We start from the raw sequence: 15,358 nt of genomic DNA, 5'->3' as shown, positions 1-15,358 counted from the left end.
CTGGGGAGTCAGGCCGTTGCATGGCGGGTCTGGCCGCCGTCGGTGAGAAGTTCGTCGAACAGTGCCCGGTAGTGCACCATGGCGCCGCGCAGCTGTTCGGTGGTGGCCTTGTGGCCCGTGCTGAGCATGTCGATGTCGTGGGCGGCCCGGTAGTGGTCAAGGGTGCGGCCGTGCTCCACGGAGAGGTCCTTCAGCTGCTGGTCGTAGCTCCCCGTCGGATAACCGCGTGCCTGCATCAGTGACGTCACCAGCCGGTCCGCGTCGTGCACGGCGTCCTCGGGCCGGTCCACGAACTCGTGCTGCACCTCGTCCCAGTCCCGGGTATAGCGTTCCCGGGCGCCGTCGGGCAGCGGCCTGATGTCGAGCTTGTCATGTCGCTTCTCGCGCGTGCTGAGCTCGCGCTCCGCGGCCATCCGGCTGTCCGCGCCGTCGACCGTCCGTTCGTACTCCGGGCCGAACCGCTCGCGCAGAGCCCTGCGCCGCCGGACGAGAGCCAGAGCCAGGACGATCAGCACGACGACCACCGCGACGGGAATGACGATCTCCAGAAGCGTGCTGGTAGGCATCGGACCGGCCTCCTTTCGGATGGGTCGATGTCCTGCCGGGTACCCCTTCCGCTTCGGATATCCCAAGACGCGGAAAGAATCTGGACCAGGAGAGACCCGGCGCGTCGGGGATCCGTTGTCCGGAGGATGTTTGGCGCGGCTGCTCGGGATCACGCGTCCTACGGGTCCCGAGAGGCCGCCGAAACAGACGCCGGATTTCCTGCCATGACGGAGATCCACAACACCACCACGACCGACTCGGGCGCTCCAGTGGAGAGCGACGGACACTCACTGCCCCTGGGACCAGGGGGGCCGATCCTCCTGCAGGACGCCTTCTGATCGAGCAGATGGCACAGGGCAGTCCCGCGCGCCGTGCCGTGCAGCGCAAGGCATAGGACGCTTCAGCAGCGGCCACGCCGAGCGACACAGCCCGCGCTCCGAAATCCGAGAGAGGGGAATCCCGTGAAGACATCCGACGACAACGACACACCGCCACTGGACGACGAGACGCGGCAACGGTCCGCGGAGCAGCGGAATGTCACCGCACCCACACCGCGAGATGTACGGGAAAGGGCCGAGCGTGATGACGAGCCCGAACTCCCGACCGAAGACAGGACCTGACCACCTTCGTGAATTCCGGGAGAAGGAGACCCGTCGTACGCCGACGGGTTTTCCTGTTGCCGCTGCAGGCGGTGCCGTGCCGCGAGGGCGGCCGCCGTCTCGAAGTCACCGCACCGCCTGCCACCAGGTACCCGGTCTCCGTGGACGCCTCTCAAGAGCTTTGACCTGCTGATTCAAGTTGGCGGTGGCTCGGTGACGGCGCACTACGCGGTCATGGCGACCAGCAGCACCGCGACCCCGACGGCGAGCCAGGCGACGTAGTCACCCAGGTGTCCCGAGTGCAGCCGCCGCAGCGGCACGATCACCCGCCGTCCCACCGTCTCGCAGACAGCCGTGACCCGGCCGGCGAACGGCGACCGCCGAGCTGGATCCCATACGGCGGCCGCGGCGAGGAGTGCCGCCACAAGAGTCGAGACGAGCCCGAGGAGCACGCCCTCGGTGTTCCAGCCGACGGCGGGCACCGGCGCGGACGGCGCCACCGGATGGCCGAACGCGGCGGCGCTGTAGGCGGTGCGATCGGTGAACTGCCTGGCTGCATGGTCGAGGGCGACACTGAGGCCGGGGAGGAGCCCGACGGCGAGCGCGGCGGCCAGCAGGACGGCGGGTACGGCCAGCATCGGAACGGGAATCCGTCGCCGTGGGTCGCGGATCTCCGGTTCCTCGCCGCCGCCGGTGGTCTCCGGGCCGGCATACCGCTCACGAGGCCGGGGCCCGGCACCGGCGAAGATCCGGGCGCCGGCGCGCAGCACGGCCCCGCCCGTGAGGGCCGACACGAGGACGAACACCGCGGGCAGCCAGGGGAACCGTTCCTCGCCGGCGTGTTCGGTGACGGCCTTGCCGAGGCCCGTGCCGAACGGGGGCAGACCGGCGAGCGCGAGACCACCGGCGGCGAACAGCGCCCCGACGAACGGCAGATCCCGGCCGCGCCGGTACAGCCCGTGCTCGTCGACGGAGCCGAACCGGTCGAGCAGCACGCCCGTCGTGGCGAACAGGGCCGCCTTCACCCCGGCGTGGGCGGCGATGTAGAGGGCCACCCCGGCCGTCCCGGCGGGGGTGAGCAGTGCGGCCCCGGCGAGGAAGAGGCCGACATGGCCGACGGTGGAGAAGGCGAGCAGACGCTTGAGATGCCGTTGCTGCCAGCACATCACGGCACCCACCAGCGCCGTCAGCACCCCGGCGGCCACGAAGACGTCCCGCAGGTGCGCCTCCGCGATGCCGTGCGGTCCGGAGAACACGATCCAGTAGACGCGCGCGACGCCGTAGACGCCGAGTTCCACCATGACCCCGGAGAGCAGCATGCACACCGGGGTCGGCGCGACCGAATGCGCGTCGGGCAGCCAGAAGTGCAGCGGCACCACCGCCGCCTTGACCAGCAGGCCGGTGACGACCAGCACGAAGGCGACGGCGAGCAGCGCGTCGGGGCGGTGCCTCGTCAGCTGCACGCCGATCTGCGCGAAACCGAGCTCACCGGTGCGCGCGTACACCAGCCCGATGCCGAGCAACGAGCAGTACGCGCCCAGGGAGTTGACGACACCGAAGACCAGGGCGCCCTGTACCGGCCGTGGGTCCTCGATGCGATAGCCCGTGAGCGCGTAGGCGACCGCCCCCATCAGCTCGAAGAAGACGAACGCGTCGAACAGGTCGCCGGTCAGCGCGAACCCGACCATGCCCGCCTCGAACAGGAGGATGAGCGCGGGAAAGGCACCCGCGTGCGTCACCGGCGGCTCGTCGAAGTAGCGCCAGGAATAGACGACGACCGCGAGGACGAGCAGGCCGGTCAGCAGCGCGAGACCGACGCCGATCCGGTCGCCGACGAGCACGATGCCGACACTCTCCCCATGCACCGGTGTCCAGCCGCCCAGCCACGAGACACTGTGCCCGTCGCCGGTGCGCAGCCACAGCAGGGCGAGGCCGGCGACCTCCAGCGCCGCCCAGCCGGTGACCAGCACGTCGATGGCGAGGCGCGGCAGCCGGCGCCCGGCGATCACGAGGACGACGGCGCCCAGCAGCGGGACGGCGACGGCGAGCGGCAGCAGATCGGCGGTACGCAGCATGCCCGGCCCGCTAGCCCTTCAGCCCGGTCAGCGCGTCCGGGTCGACCGTGCCGTGGCGCTTGCGGACCTGGATGGCGAGCGCCAGCAGCAGCGCCGTGACCGTGGCGCCCACGACGACGTCGGTGAGCGCGAGCGCCTGTACGACCGGGTCGACGGTGTGCGTGCGCAGCGGGGTGTCGGTGAAGTACGGCGCGACGCCGCCGCGCCGGTAGCCGACGGTGAGCAGCAGCACGTACGTCGAGGACTGCGCCACGGCGAGACAGCCGATGGCGTGGATGATGTCCCGGCTGGTGACCATGCCGTAGACGCCGACGAGGAGGATCCAGCCGGCGGTCAGGAAGGGAAGGACGGTCATGTGCCGCCTCCATCATCAGAGTTGGGCTCCGTCCTGACCTCCACGGCCTGATCCAGGAAGGAGGCGAGCAGGACGACGACGCCGGAGCCCACCTCGATGCCGACCGCCGCGTTCAGCAGCGGCACGAGGCCACCGGACGAGAGCGTGCCGAAGGTGCCGAGCGGCAGCACGTTCTGGAGAAAGGCGGCGCCGGCGATCAGCCCGGCGAGACCCAGTGCCACGAACGCGCCCGCGCCACAGGCGTCGGCCACGTCGAGCACGGCCAGCGGACGGATCCGCTTCAGCACGCGGTAGTCGGCGGCCACGTACGCCATGTGCAGCCCGGTGGCCAGGATGACTCCGCCCTGGAAACCGCCGCCCGGTGACAACTGGCCGTGCGCCACGATGTACACGCCGGTCAGGAGCGTGAGCGGCACCATCACCAGGCCCAGCAGCCGGGTGCTGGGCAGGACCCGGCCCGCGCGCGGCCGACCGCCGTGCTCGTCACGGGCGTGACGCAACAGCACGATCGTGCCGAGAACCGAGGCGAACAGGATCGACTCCTCCCCGAGGGTGTCCAGGGCGCGCTGGTCGAAGTTGACCGAGGAGACCACGTTGGCGGTGCGCTGCCGCAGGGACGCGGCCACCGCGCGGCTGCCGTAGGGGTGCAGCGCCGTACCGAAGCGCGGCAGTCCGGTGCAGGCGAGCGTGTACACCACGGCGAAGACGACAGCCGCGGCCCAGAACAGCCGGATTCGCGCGCTACGACTCATCGGTGCCCTCGGGCCCGCGGTCGTCCAGGTCGCGGTGCGACGCCGTGGCGCGGCGCACCTTCCGGACCGTCAGCAGGATCAGCAACGGAGTGACCGCCGTACCGACGGCCAGTTGGGACAGCGCCACGTCCGGCGCCTGGAGCAGCGTGAACAGCACGGTGAGACACAGACCGAGAACGGCCAGCAGCACGGCCTGCCGCACCGGGTCGCGGGCCAGCGCCGCGGCGGTGGCACTCGTCGCCACCAGCACCAGCGCGACGGCGATCAAATACTCCTGCGCGGTCGCAGTGCTCATTCGGGGGAGTCCTCTCGCAACAGACGCTCGTGCTGGGCGGTCGCCCTGCCGATCGCCATGGCGGTGGCCGCCCCGCCGACCGCAACGATCACCGCGGTCACGAGCAGCTTGACGGCGGCGCGCCCCGGGCCGGTCTCGACGGCCATCGCGAGCGCGACGAGCGGCACCCCGACGGTGGAGGCGGGAGTGAGGGCGTGAAGCCGCTGGAACGGCCCGGGCAGCACCACCAGGCCCACGGCCGAGAGCAGCAGGACACCGGTGCCGGCAGCAAGCAGGACGAGGGCGCATACATGACGTATCGTCACTTCAGCTGTCTCCATGGGTCTTTCGTGCTCCGGGAGTCTCGATCGACCGGCCACCGAGGAAACGGGTGAAGACCAAGGTCCCAGCTGGCCCCAGGACCGCCAGAACAAGACCGAGATCGGTGAAGGAAGTGCGTCCGAACCCCTGTGCCGTCAGCAGCAGGACGGCGGTGACGACGGTGGTGGCCAGGCTGAGTCCCGCCAGCCGCCCGACCGCGGTTCCCCTGCCTGCGGCCCACACACACGGTGGCATGCCCAGCGTCAGCAGGGCCGCCGTCGCAAGGAGCCAGGCGTTCACCGGCGCGCACCTTCGGTGAGTACGTCCTCCAGACGCGTACCGTCATCGGTAAGGAAGTGGGCGACGACTGTCCGCGGCTCTTGTGCCTCCCCTCGACCCCCGGTGCGTACGTCGACGACGTACGCACCGGGGGTCGAGGACAGCAGTGCGCAGGCCCAGGCAGGACCTGCACCGGAGACCAGCGTCATCGTCTTCAGGCTCCCCTCGGGGGAACGGCCGCCGAGTGCACGCGCGGTGATCCACCACAGCCTGGCGAGGTCGGTGACAACCGCGCCGGGCCACGCGAGCGCGGCGACTCCCCATCGTCGGGTACCGCCGAGCCGGGCACCCGACGCCGTGTGGATGGCCCGCGCTGCGGCAGCCGCGATCACCGCTCCCGCAGCGGCCACGGCGAGTTCGAGGGCGGACACAGCACTGATGAACAGGATGTTGAGGACCACCAGCACCACCCACCAGGCCAGTACCTCACCGATCGCGGTCAGCGCCCTGCGCATCGCCACTCCTCACCCACGCGCGTCGTCGCGGACCAGCAACGTGTACCGCGTACGGCCCACGCCATGCCTCACGCACACCGGAGAACACGATCTGGCGGGCCGAGCATCACCGCGATGGCGCATCATGTGCGGACGTGCGGGCACGGCACTTCTCCGGTCGGCGAGCGCACCGGTGACGTAGGCGTGCGCGGTGCCGAGGGACATGCCGAAGCCGAGGGCCATGCGGGGATGGGGACCAATGGCGGCGCAGGTTCGCCACGGCGGCAAGCGCGCTGGTGCGGCGGGCACGGGTGATCACCAGACTGCGGCGGCTCGCGCTCGCCGCCCGGACTTCGCACCGCTTCGCACAGGAACGGCTCGGCGCGGTGGAGCGACTCCTGTCTCTGGGCCGCGCTCAGCGAAGCCCACCGGGCATTTGACGGGGCCGCAGTCCGCAAGACCAGAGGGAAACAGCACCGGATGATCACCGCATCTGCCCGGAAAGCAGCCTGCCTCTTTCATGAAGCCGGCCACCCGTTTGCTGGACGGCTCCCTCACGATCACGGCCATCGCCTGCACGATCCGGTCGGTCCAGCTACGGTTCCCGCCGACCGCCGCGACTGCGGGCCACCTGTCACGATTCGCCTGGACCCGCGGTCGAGCACCGTCTGGGCAGCGATCTTCGCCGTACCATCATGGTCACCGGCATGGACTACGGCCATATGTCCGCACTCCACTGGCACTTCGGTCATCCCCTCACCCTCGGCGTCACGCGTCGCCTGCTTCCTCCCCCACTGAGGCTTCAAGCGCTACGGGCAGCTCTGGGACCGAGGGTGCAACCGCCCACTGACGAACCCGAAGCTTCTTCCCTTTTCCTGTTCCCACACCACGTCACCAGAGCCAGGCACTCTGTCCGACACCGGAGAAACCGGGAGTGCATGGACGGGGCGACAGAGATCCGATCGAGGAGGGTCACGTCCGCATAGGGCTGGATGGACGGCCACCCTTTGCCACAGGTCAGAGGTGATGGCGGGCGTGCACCACCAGCAGACGAAGAACCTTCCGGCGAAGCTTCCCTCACGCCGATTGCCTCACACCACCAGCAATGAACAAGCCGCCCCCGCCCTCAGGCACCCTCAACGAGCCCACGAACGTGACCTTCGCGCCCGCAAGGTCGATACTGCCATCAGGAGAACCACGCCGCTCGCGGTCACACGTCCCGCCCGAACCTGACGAACCATCATCAAAGTCAGCAGTGAGTCAGCATGAGTCCCGCCACAACCCGTCACGCACCGCGGCGAAGCGCCAAGATCAAGAACTGACGAAAGCTACTCTGACCTGGGAATCAGCAGGTCAGAGACCAGTCTGCTAATCTTGTTGGGAGTATCACATGAAGATGCTGATCAACGTCCCGGAGACCGTGGTGGCGGACGCGCTGCGGGGCATGGCGGCGGCGCATCCCGACCTGACCGTGGACGTGGAGAACCGGGTGATCGTCCGGCGGGACGCACCCGTCGCGGGGCAGGTCGCGCTGGTCTCGGGCGGCGGTTCCGGGCACGAGCCGTTGCACGGCGGATTCGTGGGGCCCGGGATGCTGTCGGCAGCGTGTCCGGGCGAGGTGTTCACGTCCCCCGTACCCGACCAGATGGCGCGGGCCGCCGCGGCCGTGGACAGCGGCGCCGGCGTGCTGTTCATCGTGAAGAACTACACCGGTGACGTCCTCAACTTCGACATGGCCGCCGAGCTCGCCGAGGACGAGGGCATCCAGGTGGCGAAGGTGCTCGTCAACGACGACGTGGCCGTCACCGACAGCCTCTACACCGCGGGCCGGCGCGGCACCGGCGCCACCCTGTTCGTCGAGAAGATCGCCGGCGCGGCCGCCGCCGAGGGACTTCCGCTGGAGCGGGTGGAGGCCGTCGGGCGCAAGGTGAACCAGAACTCCCGCAGCTTCGGTGTCGCGCTGAGCGCCGTCACCACCCCGGCCAAGGGCACCCCGACCTTCGATCTGCCGCCGGGCGAGCTGGAGTTGGGCATCGGCATCCACGGCGAGCCGGGCCGCGAGCGGCGGGCCATGATGACGTCCGGCGAGATCGCCGACTTCGCGGTCAACGCCGTACTGGAGGACATGCCCCCGCGAAACCCGGTCCTCGTCCTGGTCAACGGCATGGGCGCGACCCCGCTCCTGGAGCTGTACGGGTTCAACGCCGAGGTCCAGCGGGTGCTCGCCGAGCGCGGGGTGAGCGTGGCCCGCACACTGGTCGGCAACTACGTCACCTCCCTGGACATGGCCGGCGCCTCGGTCACGCTCTGCCAGGTCGACGAGGAACTGCTGCGGCTGTGGGACGCGCCGGTGCGGACACCGGCGCTGCGCTGGGGCATGTGAGGAAGGGACGACACCGACCGGCACCGACCCGCACCCGTACCGCTACGCAAGGAGATCCAGTGCTCGACGCCGACTTCTTCCGCCGCTGGATGGCGGCGACCGCCGCCTCCGTCGACCGCGAGGCGGAGCGGCTCACCGCCCTCGACTCGCCCATCGGGGACGCCGACCACGGCAGCAACCTCCAGCGCGGGTTCAAGGCGGTGGTCGCCGTGCTGGAGAAGGACGCGCCCGCCACCCCGGGGGCCGTCCTGACGCTCGCCGGACGGCAGCTGATCTCCACGGTCGGCGGCGCCTCCGGGCCGCTGTACGGGACGCTGCTGCGCAGCACCGGGAAGGCGCTCGGCGACGCGGCCGAGGTCGGCGAGGCCCAGCTGGCCGAGGCGCTGCGGGCCGGGGTGGACAAGGTCATGGCGCTCGGCGGGGCCGCGCCCGGGGACAAGACGATGATCGACGCCCTGGTGCCTGCGGTCGACGCGCTCGGCGACGGCTTCGGCGCGGCACGGGCCGCCGCCGAGCAGGGCGCCGAGGCGACGATCCCGCTGCAGGCCCGCAAGGGCCGGGCCAGCTATCTCGGCGAGCGCAGCATCGGCCACCAGGACCCGGGGGCCACCTCGTCGGCGCTGCTCGTCGCGGGACTCGCGGAGGCGGCCGGTGAGTGACGGCGAGCTGGTCGGGATCGTACTGGTGTCGCACAGCGCGGAGGTCGCGGCGTCCGTCGCGGAGCTGGCCAAGGGGCTGGCGGGCGGTGCCACGGCGGTGCGGGTCGCCCCGGCGGGCGGTACCGAGGGCGGCGGGTTCGGCACCAGCGCCGAGCTGATCGCCGCCGCTGCCGCGTCCGTGGACCGGGGCGCGGGGGTCGCCGTCCTCACCGACCTGGGCAGCGCGGTGCTCACCGTGAAGGCGCTGCTCGCCGAGGGCGACGAACTCCCGGACGGCACCCGCCTGGTGGACGCCCCGTTCGTCGAGGGCGCGGTCGCCGCGGTCGTCACGGCGAGCACCGGGGCCGGCCTCGACGCGGTGGAGGCGGCGGCCGCCGAGGCGTACACCTACCGGAAGGTCTGAGAACTCCCCCCACGTGAGGGGCTCCGGCCCGGCCGCCGGGTGCTGGCAGCGCGGGACGGCGGGCCCGCCCCGACCGGCTGCGGTGCCGGCCGGAGCCGTCCCGTTCCGGCGGGCACGAAGCGGCGGGCTTCCTGCGGTCGCGCTCATTCACGCCTGCGACCGTCGCCGCCTGGACCACCGCCGGGTTGCAGGAGGTCCGTCGCTTCGGCTCGCCGCACCCGCTTCGCGCGCTGTCGCGCCGTCACATCGCTGACCAGCACCCCGTCGGACGGACCCGATCCCGCGACCGGGCCCGCGCCGCGCCAAGCCGCGCCGGGCCGCGAGGGCCCGCCGGAAGCTCGCTCGCATCTCTCCGCCCGATACGCACTTCGCGTACGCGAATGATCGAGCCACCCCCGTCATCGGCATCGTCCCGACCGCATGCCGACCGCACGCCTGCCGGACGGCTGTCGATCCACGCATCAGGTCTTGACAGGAAGCTCCCGGCGACACAGCCTTTGGCAACGTTGTCATTGTGCTCGCCGCGGGGTACCCGGAGCCGATTCGGATCACCCCGCCGCTTTCTGATGGGACGTCAGAATCATGACCGATCAGCCGGTTCCGTCGCGCAGTCCGTCGCGGCGTTCCATAGTCGCCACGGGCTCCACCCTGCTGGCCGGGTTCGGACTCGGCTCGGTGCTCCCGGTGCCGGCCGCCGCCTCCGCCGGCACTCCGGCCGAGCCCGCCGCGCCGCGTGAACTCGCCCTCCACCGGCCCGTTTCGGTCTCCTCGACCGCCTACGCCGCCACCCCGGGCTCCTTCGCCGTCGACAGCCTCACCGTACCCGGCGTGCGGGGCAGCGGCTGGCGGGCCGGGGACGGCGACCCGCAATGGGTCGCCGTGGACCTGCAGGCGGCCTGCGAGGTCACCCGGATCCGCCTGACCTTCGAAGCCGACGCCGCCGACCCGGTGTTCACCCCGCCGGCCACCGGGAACCCGGCCGACGGCACCACCGGCAAGGAGATCCTGTCGAGCTACGCGCTCGACTTCCTGGTCGAGACGTCCCCCGACGAGAAGTCCTGGACGAGCGTCCACCGCACGACCGCCGGCACCGGCGGCGTGGTGGACGTCCCGCTGCCCCGCCCGGTCACGGCACGCTGGGTGCGGATGACGTGCCGCAGGCGCTCCAGCCCCCTGCCGCTGGGCCTCAACGGCTTCGAGGTGTACGGCACCCCTCGGGGGCACCGTCCCGCGGCGACGGGCTGGACCGACTGGGGCACCCGGCACGGCGCGGCGCCCGGACTGACCGTGGCCGACGACGGCACCGTGCCGGTGGAGTCCGGCTGGCGGCTCACCCTGGACGACTGGGCGGGCGCGGACGGTCCCGGTCTGTCGAGGACCGGCGTCGACACGAGCGGCTGGCTGCCCGCCACCGTCCCCGGCACGGTTCTCGGCTCCCTCGTGGACCAGGGCAGGCTGCCCGACCCGGTGTCCGGACTGAACAACCTGCGCATCCCCGAGGCGCTGTCCCGGCACTCCTGGTGGTACAGGCGGGACTTCGAACTGCCGCGGGGCCTGCGCACGGGGTCCGGCCGCCGGATCTGGCTGGAGTTCGACGGCGTCAACCACACGGCGGACATCTGGCTGAACGGCGCGCACGTCGGCGACCTGACCTACCCGTTCGCCCGCTCCTCGCACGACGTGACCCGGCTGCTCGCCACGGCCGGCGCGAACGCGCTGGCCGTCCGGATCACCCCGATGCCCGTGCCCGGCAGCCCCGGCGACAAGGGCCCGCTGGGCGAGTCGTGGGTGGACGCGGGCGCCGGGCAGATGAATCTCAACTCCCCTACCTATCTGGCCTCTTCGGGCTGGGACTGGATGCCGGCCGTCCGCGACCGCGCGGCGGGCATCTGGAACCACGTCCGGCTCAGATCCACCGGGCAGGTCGTCATCGGCGACCCGCGCGTGGACACGAACCTGCCGAACCTGCCGGACGTCTCCGTCGCCGAGCTGACCGTCGTCGTCCCCGTCCGCAACGCCGACTCCGCGGACCACAGCGCGACGGTGACCGCGGCGTTCGGCGACGTCCGGGTGTCCCGGACGGTCGCCGTGCCGGCCGGTGACAGCGTGGAGGTCGTCTTCGCCCCGGACGCCTTCCGGCAGTTGCGGCTGCACAACCCCAGGCTGTGGTGGCCGAACGGCCTGGGCGAGCCGGACCTGCACGGCCTCACGCTCACCGCCTCGGTCGACGGCACCGAGAGCGACCGGCGCACCACCCGCTTCGGCATCCGCCGGTTCGGCTACGAGTACCGGGTGCCGCTGCCGTTCACCGCGTCCGGCGACGCGTACACCCAGACCGTCACCTTCGACCGGCAGCAGGCCCGGCACGTCCGCGTCGACTGCCGTACCCGGGCCACCTCCTGGGGCAGTTCGCTGTGGACCCTGGCGGTGCGGGACAGCACCCGGCAGGCCACCGACCTCGCCCTGCACGGGCCCGCCGGCGCCTCCAGCACGGACGGCGACGACCACGGCCCGGCCAACGTGACGGACGGCGACCCGGGCACCCGCTGGTCCTCGGCGTACGAGGACGACCAGTGGATCAGCGTCGACCTGGGCTCGGCGCAGTCCTTCGACCGGGTCGACCTCACCTGGGAGCGGGCGTACGCGCGGACCTTCGTGGTGCAGGTCTCCGCCGACGGCGCCGAGTGGACCGACGTGCAGGCGGTGGACAACTCGGCCGTGCCACTGCCGTTCAGCGACGGCAACGCCAGCCTCCAGGTCGAGGACCTCGACCGGCAGAGCGCCCGCTACGTCCGTATCGACTGCGGCCTGCGCAACACCAGTTGGGGCAACTCGCTGTGGTCGCTGGGCGTCATCGACAGCAGCAGTCCCGGCACCGACCTCGCCCTGCACCGGACGGCGACGGCCTCCACCGAGGAGTCCGACCACCCCGCCTCGAACGCCACCGACGGCGACCCGGGCACCCGCTGGTCCTCGCAGTACGAGGACCACCAGTGGATCCAGGTGGACCTGGGCTCCGCGCGGGACTTCGACCGGGTGGCGATCGTCTGGGAGACGGCGTACCCGAAGACGTACGTCATCCAGGTGTCCTCCGACGGCGAGCGGTGGACCGACGTCAAGTCCGTGTCGAACGCGCCCGATCCGCTGCGGATCACGGTCAACGGCGTGCCGGTGCTGGCCCGCGGCGGCAACTGGGGCTGGGACGAACTGCTGCGCCGGATGCCCCCGGAGCGGATGGACGCGGCGGTGCGGATGCACCGCGACATGAACTTCACGATGATCCGCAACTGGGTCGGCAGCAGCGACCGGGAGGAGTTCTTCGCCGCCTGCGACCGGTACGGCATCCTCGTCTGGAACGACTTCCCGAACGCCTGGGGCATGGACCCGCCGGACCACGACGCCTTCGGATCGATCGCCCGGGACACGGTGCTGCGGTACCGCATCCACCCCTGTGTCGCTCTCTGGTGCGGGGCGAACGAGGGCAACCCGCCGGCCGCGGTCGACCAGGCCATGCGCGCCGCCGTCGAGCAGCAGGTGCCGGGGCTGCTGTACCAGGACAACTCGGCGGGCGGCATCGTCACCGGCGGCGGTCCCTACGGCTGGGTGGAGCCGGAGAAGTACTTCGACCCCGCCACCTACGGCAGCAAGGACTTCGGCTTCCACACCGAGATCGGTATGCCGGTCGTCTCCACCGCGGCGAGCCTGCGCAACCTGGCGGGCGACGAGCCGGAGTGGCCCATCGGCGGTGCCTGGTACCACCACGACTGGAGCGAGCACGGGAACCAGGCGCCGCAGAACTACAAGGCGGCCGTCGAGACCCGCCTCGGCGCGGCCACCGGCCTGGACGACTTCGCCCGCAAGGCGCAGTTCGTCAACTTCGAGAACACCCGCGCCATGTTCGAGGCCTGGAACGCCAACCTCTGGGACAACGCCACCGGCCTGATGCTGTGGATGTCCCACCCGGCCTGGCACAGCACGGTCTGGCAGACCTACGACTACGACTTCGACGTCAACGGCACATACTACGGCGCCCGTTCGGCCTGCGAACCGCTGCACGTCCAGGCCGATCCGGTGCACTGGCGGGTCCTCGCGGTCAACCACACCCGCGCGGACCTGCACGGCGCCACCGTCACCGCCCGGCTGTACGACCTGTCCGGCCGGCAGCTCGGCAGCGGCCGGACCGCGCAGGTGGACGTGGCACGGGCCGCCACCGCGGAGGCGTTCACCGCCGGCTGGAGCGACGACCTGCCCGACCTGCACCTGCTCCGGCTGACCCTGGCGGACGCGGGCGGCAGGGAGCTGTCCCGGAACACGTACTGGCGCCACCGCGACCCCGCCGCCCTCCAGGCACTCGGCAAGGCCCCGCGGGTGAACGTGTCCGTCTCGGCCGGGCAGGTGTCCCGTTCCGGGGACCGGCACTCCCTGACGGCCACCGTCCGCAACCGCGGCTCGGCCGTCGCCGCCATGACCAGGCTGTCCCTGGTGGACGAGGCGAGCGGCCGGCGTGTGCTGCCGACGCTCTACAGCCACAACTACCTGTGGCTGCTGCCCGGCGAGTCGCAGACCGTCAGCGTCTCCTGGCCGTCGCGGGCCCTTTCCGCGGGCCGGCCGGAGCTGCGGGCGGAGGCGTACAACAGCCGTCCCTAGGCGAGCCCCTCCGCCGCCACCGCGAGGGCCGAGCGCATGGTCGCCGTGAGCTCGGCCTCCGCCGTGGCGGGGTCGGTGGTCTCGTCGGCGACCCGCCAGGCGTAGTGCTCGACGGCCGCGCGCAGGGCCGCGTTGAACATGGCCGCCTGGATGGTGGGCCGCAGCCCGTCGGCGGGCAGCCCGGAGCGTTCGGCGAGGGCGCGGGCGAACGCCGGTTCGGCCTCGTCGTAGGACTGCAGCCACTCCGCGCGCAGGCCCGGTTCGACACGCGTGAGCCGGACCAGGGCGCCCATGGTGGCGCGGTCCGGGCTGCGCACCAGCCGGCTGTCCGTGGGTACGGCGTGCTCGAAGGCCTCCTCCAGCGGCTGGCCGGGGCGCCAGGCGCGCAGGCAGTCGGCGACGGCCTCGATGCCGGCCGCGAACAGCGGCCGCACGCAGGCCTCCTTGCTCGGGAAGTAGCGCCACACCGTGCGCGCCGAGACGCCGACCGCCTGCCCGATCTGCTCGCCGGTGGTCGCGGACACCCCCTGGGCGACGAACAGGTCCACCGCGGCGCGGGCGATCTCCAGTCTGGTCTCGGCCTTGCGCTCCTCGGTCAGGGGCGGGCGTCCCGTGCGTCCCCCTGCGGTCATCTGTCCCTCCGGTGCCGGTGGCTGCTGCTCCGCGATTGTCCCCGAGGCGGCGGGGTGACGGAAAATTCAGGCCACGACTTTATGTCACTCACCGACATTAAGTCGTATGGTGTGAGCCGCACCGGGCGCCGAGCGCCCTCGAACCACCTGATGGGAGCACCACATGGCCAGCGGACTCGACGGGCGCGGCGTCATCGTCACCGGCGCGGGATCGGGGATCGGGCGCGCCGCCGCCCTGGCCTTCGCCAGGGAGGGGGCGCGGGTCCTGGTCGCCGACCTGAACGCCGGGACCGCGGGCGCGACGGTGACGGAGATCGAGAAGGCGGGCGGTACGGCCGTGGCCGTCACCGGCGACCTCGGCGAGCAGTCCGTGGTGGACCAGGTGGTGGCGACCGCGGTGGAACGGTTCGGCGGGGTGGACGTCCTGGTGAACAACGCCGGGATCATGGACCGGATGTCGGCGCTGGCGGACGTCAGCGACGCGGAGTGGGAGCGGGTGATACGGGTCAACCTCACCGCACCCTTCCTGCTCACCCGGGCCGTGCTGCCGCACATGCTGGCGGCCGGCCGGGGCGCGATCGTCAACACCGCCTCCGAGGCCGGCCTGCGCGGCAGCGCGGCGGGCGCCGCCTACACGGCCTCGAAGCACGGTGTCGTCGGCCTGACCAAGAACCTGGCGGTGATGTACCGCAACCAGGGCATCCGGGCCAACGCCATCGCCCCGGGCGGCACCAGGACCGGCATCCAGATCGACCTGGAGGACGGCGCGCACGGGCCGGCCGCGCTCGGCCCGTACTTCGGCAACGTCGGCCAGGTCTCCGAGCCCGAGGAGCAGGCGGCGGCGATCGTGTTCCTGGCCTCGGACGCGGCGAGCAACATCAACGGCGCGATCCTGCCGGTGGACAACGGCTGGGCGGCCGTCTGACCCGCACCGCCGGG

14 protein-coding genes are annotated in these 15,358 nt (G+C 71.8%); 5 read left to right on the top strand and 9 right to left on the bottom strand.

The annotated features are described in order from the left end of the window. Positions 1-8: 8 nt before the first annotated feature. The 8 genes from ACIQVL_RS30525 to ACIQVL_RS30490 all read right to left on the bottom strand — a co-directional run bounded on the left by ACIQVL_RS30525 (position 9) and on the right by ACIQVL_RS30490 (position 5,716). Positions 9-566 (bottom strand): hypothetical protein, encoded by a 558-nt coding sequence (locus ACIQVL_RS30525; protein WP_403445352.1) that lies wholly within the window; start codon positions 564-566, stop codon positions 9-11. Between the two features lie 803 nt (positions 567-1,369). Continuing rightward, positions 1,370-3,220, bottom strand: a complete 1,851-nt coding sequence (locus ACIQVL_RS30520; RefSeq protein ID WP_403476920.1) for a complex I subunit 5 family protein — start codon at positions 3,218-3,220, stop codon at positions 1,370-1,372. A 10-nt stretch (positions 3,221-3,230) separates the two neighbouring features. Then, positions 3,231-3,575: a sodium:proton antiporter gene (locus ACIQVL_RS30515; RefSeq protein ID WP_403445358.1), complete on the bottom strand. Its 345-nt coding sequence runs from the start codon at positions 3,573-3,575 to the stop codon at positions 3,231-3,233. After that, positions 3,572-4,327, bottom strand: coding sequence for an MnhB domain-containing protein (locus ACIQVL_RS30510; protein ID WP_403445360.1), 756 nt, complete (start codon positions 4,325-4,327; stop codon positions 3,572-3,574). Before ACIQVL_RS30510 ends, ACIQVL_RS30515 begins: the two co-directional genes overlap by 4 nt. Next, entirely contained in the window at positions 4,317-4,622 is a 306-nt protein-coding gene (locus ACIQVL_RS30505; protein ID WP_403445363.1) for a Na(+)/H(+) antiporter subunit B, read from the bottom strand. Before ACIQVL_RS30505 ends, ACIQVL_RS30510 begins: the two co-directional genes overlap by 11 nt. Then, positions 4,619-4,927, bottom strand: coding sequence for a cation:proton antiporter (locus ACIQVL_RS30500; RefSeq protein ID WP_403445366.1), 309 nt, complete (start codon positions 4,925-4,927; stop codon positions 4,619-4,621). Before ACIQVL_RS30500 ends, ACIQVL_RS30505 begins: the two co-directional genes overlap by 4 nt. 1 nt (position 4,928) lies before the next feature. Then, positions 4,929-5,222 (bottom strand): MrpF/PhaF family protein, encoded by a 294-nt coding sequence (locus tag ACIQVL_RS30495; RefSeq protein ID WP_403445368.1) that lies wholly within the window; start codon positions 5,220-5,222, stop codon positions 4,929-4,931. Continuing rightward, the gene (locus tag ACIQVL_RS30490) at positions 5,219-5,716 is read right to left on the bottom strand and encodes a hypothetical protein (RefSeq protein ID WP_403445371.1); all 498 of its coding nucleotides are present in this window, start codon (positions 5,714-5,716) and stop codon (positions 5,219-5,221) included. The genes ACIQVL_RS30495 and ACIQVL_RS30490 overlap by 4 nt, the downstream gene beginning before the upstream one ends. Before the next feature lie 1,369 nt (positions 5,717-7,085). Here ACIQVL_RS30490 and dhaK point away from each other — a divergent pair. The 4 genes from dhaK to ACIQVL_RS30470 all read left to right on the top strand — a co-directional run bounded on the left by dhaK (position 7,086) and on the right by ACIQVL_RS30470 (position 13,787). Beyond that, positions 7,086-8,078 carry a dihydroxyacetone kinase subunit DhaK gene (gene dhaK, locus ACIQVL_RS30485; protein WP_403436694.1) on the top strand — a complete coding sequence of 331 codons (993 nt, stop codon included), beginning with the start codon at positions 7,086-7,088 and terminating at the stop codon, positions 8,076-8,078. A 59-nt stretch (positions 8,079-8,137) separates the two neighbouring features. Continuing rightward, complete coding sequence (gene dhaL, locus ACIQVL_RS30480; protein WP_403436692.1) at positions 8,138-8,737, top strand: dihydroxyacetone kinase subunit DhaL; 600 nt, start codon at positions 8,138-8,140, stop codon at positions 8,735-8,737. Continuing rightward, entirely contained in the window at positions 8,730-9,140 is a 411-nt protein-coding gene (locus ACIQVL_RS30475; protein WP_403436691.1) for a PTS-dependent dihydroxyacetone kinase phosphotransferase subunit DhaM, read from the top strand. Before dhaL ends, ACIQVL_RS30475 begins: the two co-directional genes overlap by 8 nt. A 582-nt stretch (positions 9,141-9,722) precedes the next feature. Next, a complete protein-coding gene (locus ACIQVL_RS30470; protein WP_403476919.1) occupies positions 9,723-13,787 on the top strand; it encodes a discoidin domain-containing protein in 4,065 nt (1,354 codons plus the stop codon). Here the strand turns inward: ACIQVL_RS30470 and ACIQVL_RS30465 are convergent. After that, positions 13,784-14,419, bottom strand: coding sequence for a TetR family transcriptional regulator (locus tag ACIQVL_RS30465; protein WP_403436688.1), 636 nt, complete (start codon positions 14,417-14,419; stop codon positions 13,784-13,786). The two genes, ACIQVL_RS30470 and ACIQVL_RS30465, sit on opposite strands and share 4 nt — an antisense overlap. A 163-nt stretch (positions 14,420-14,582) precedes the next feature. Here ACIQVL_RS30465 and ACIQVL_RS30460 point away from each other — a divergent pair, with 163 nt between their 5' ends. Continuing rightward, positions 14,583-15,344 (top strand): SDR family NAD(P)-dependent oxidoreductase, encoded by a 762-nt coding sequence (locus ACIQVL_RS30460; RefSeq protein ID WP_403436686.1) that lies wholly within the window; start codon positions 14,583-14,585, stop codon positions 15,342-15,344. Positions 15,345-15,358 lie beyond the last annotated feature (14 nt).

Source organism: Streptomyces sp. NPDC090499, from assembly GCF_044769305.1.
In the GTDB taxonomy this organism is placed as follows: domain Bacteria; phylum Actinomycetota; class Actinomycetes; order Streptomycetales; family Streptomycetaceae; genus Streptomyces.
This window is presented reverse-complemented; position numbering and strand designations above follow the sequence as displayed.

Excerpts from the sequence above, each read along its gene's own strand:
- ACIQVL_RS30525 (WP_403445352.1), bottom strand. The coding sequence starts at position 566 with ATGCCTACCAGCACGCTTCTGGAGATCGTCATTCCCGTCGCGGTGGTC.
- ACIQVL_RS30505 (WP_403445363.1), bottom strand. The coding sequence starts at position 4,622 with ATGAGCACTGCGACCGCGCAGGAGTATTTGATCGCCGTCGCGCTGGTG.
- ACIQVL_RS30465 (WP_403436688.1), bottom strand. The coding sequence starts at position 14,419 with ATGACCGCAGGGGGACGCACGGGACGCCCGCCCCTGACCGAGGAGCGC.
- ACIQVL_RS30470 (WP_403476919.1), top strand. The coding sequence starts at position 9,723 with ATGACCGATCAGCCGGTTCCGTCGCGCAGTCCGTCGCGGCGTTCCATA.
- ACIQVL_RS30510 (WP_403445360.1), bottom strand. The coding sequence starts at position 4,327 with ATGAGTCGTAGCGCGCGAATCCGGCTGTTCTGGGCCGCGGCTGTCGTC.
- ACIQVL_RS30515 (WP_403445358.1), bottom strand. The coding sequence starts at position 3,575 with ATGACCGTCCTTCCCTTCCTGACCGCCGGCTGGATCCTCCTCGTCGGC.
- ACIQVL_RS30460 (WP_403436686.1), top strand. The coding sequence starts at position 14,583 with ATGGCCAGCGGACTCGACGGGCGCGGCGTCATCGTCACCGGCGCGGGA.
- ACIQVL_RS30520 (WP_403476920.1), bottom strand. The coding sequence starts at position 3,220 with ATGCTGCGTACCGCCGATCTGCTGCCGCTCGCCGTCGCCGTCCCGCTG.
- dhaK (WP_403436694.1), top strand. The coding sequence starts at position 7,086 with ATGAAGATGCTGATCAACGTCCCGGAGACCGTGGTGGCGGACGCGCTG.
- ACIQVL_RS30490 (WP_403445371.1), bottom strand. The coding sequence starts at position 5,716 with ATGCGCAGGGCGCTGACCGCGATCGGTGAGGTACTGGCCTGGTGGGTG.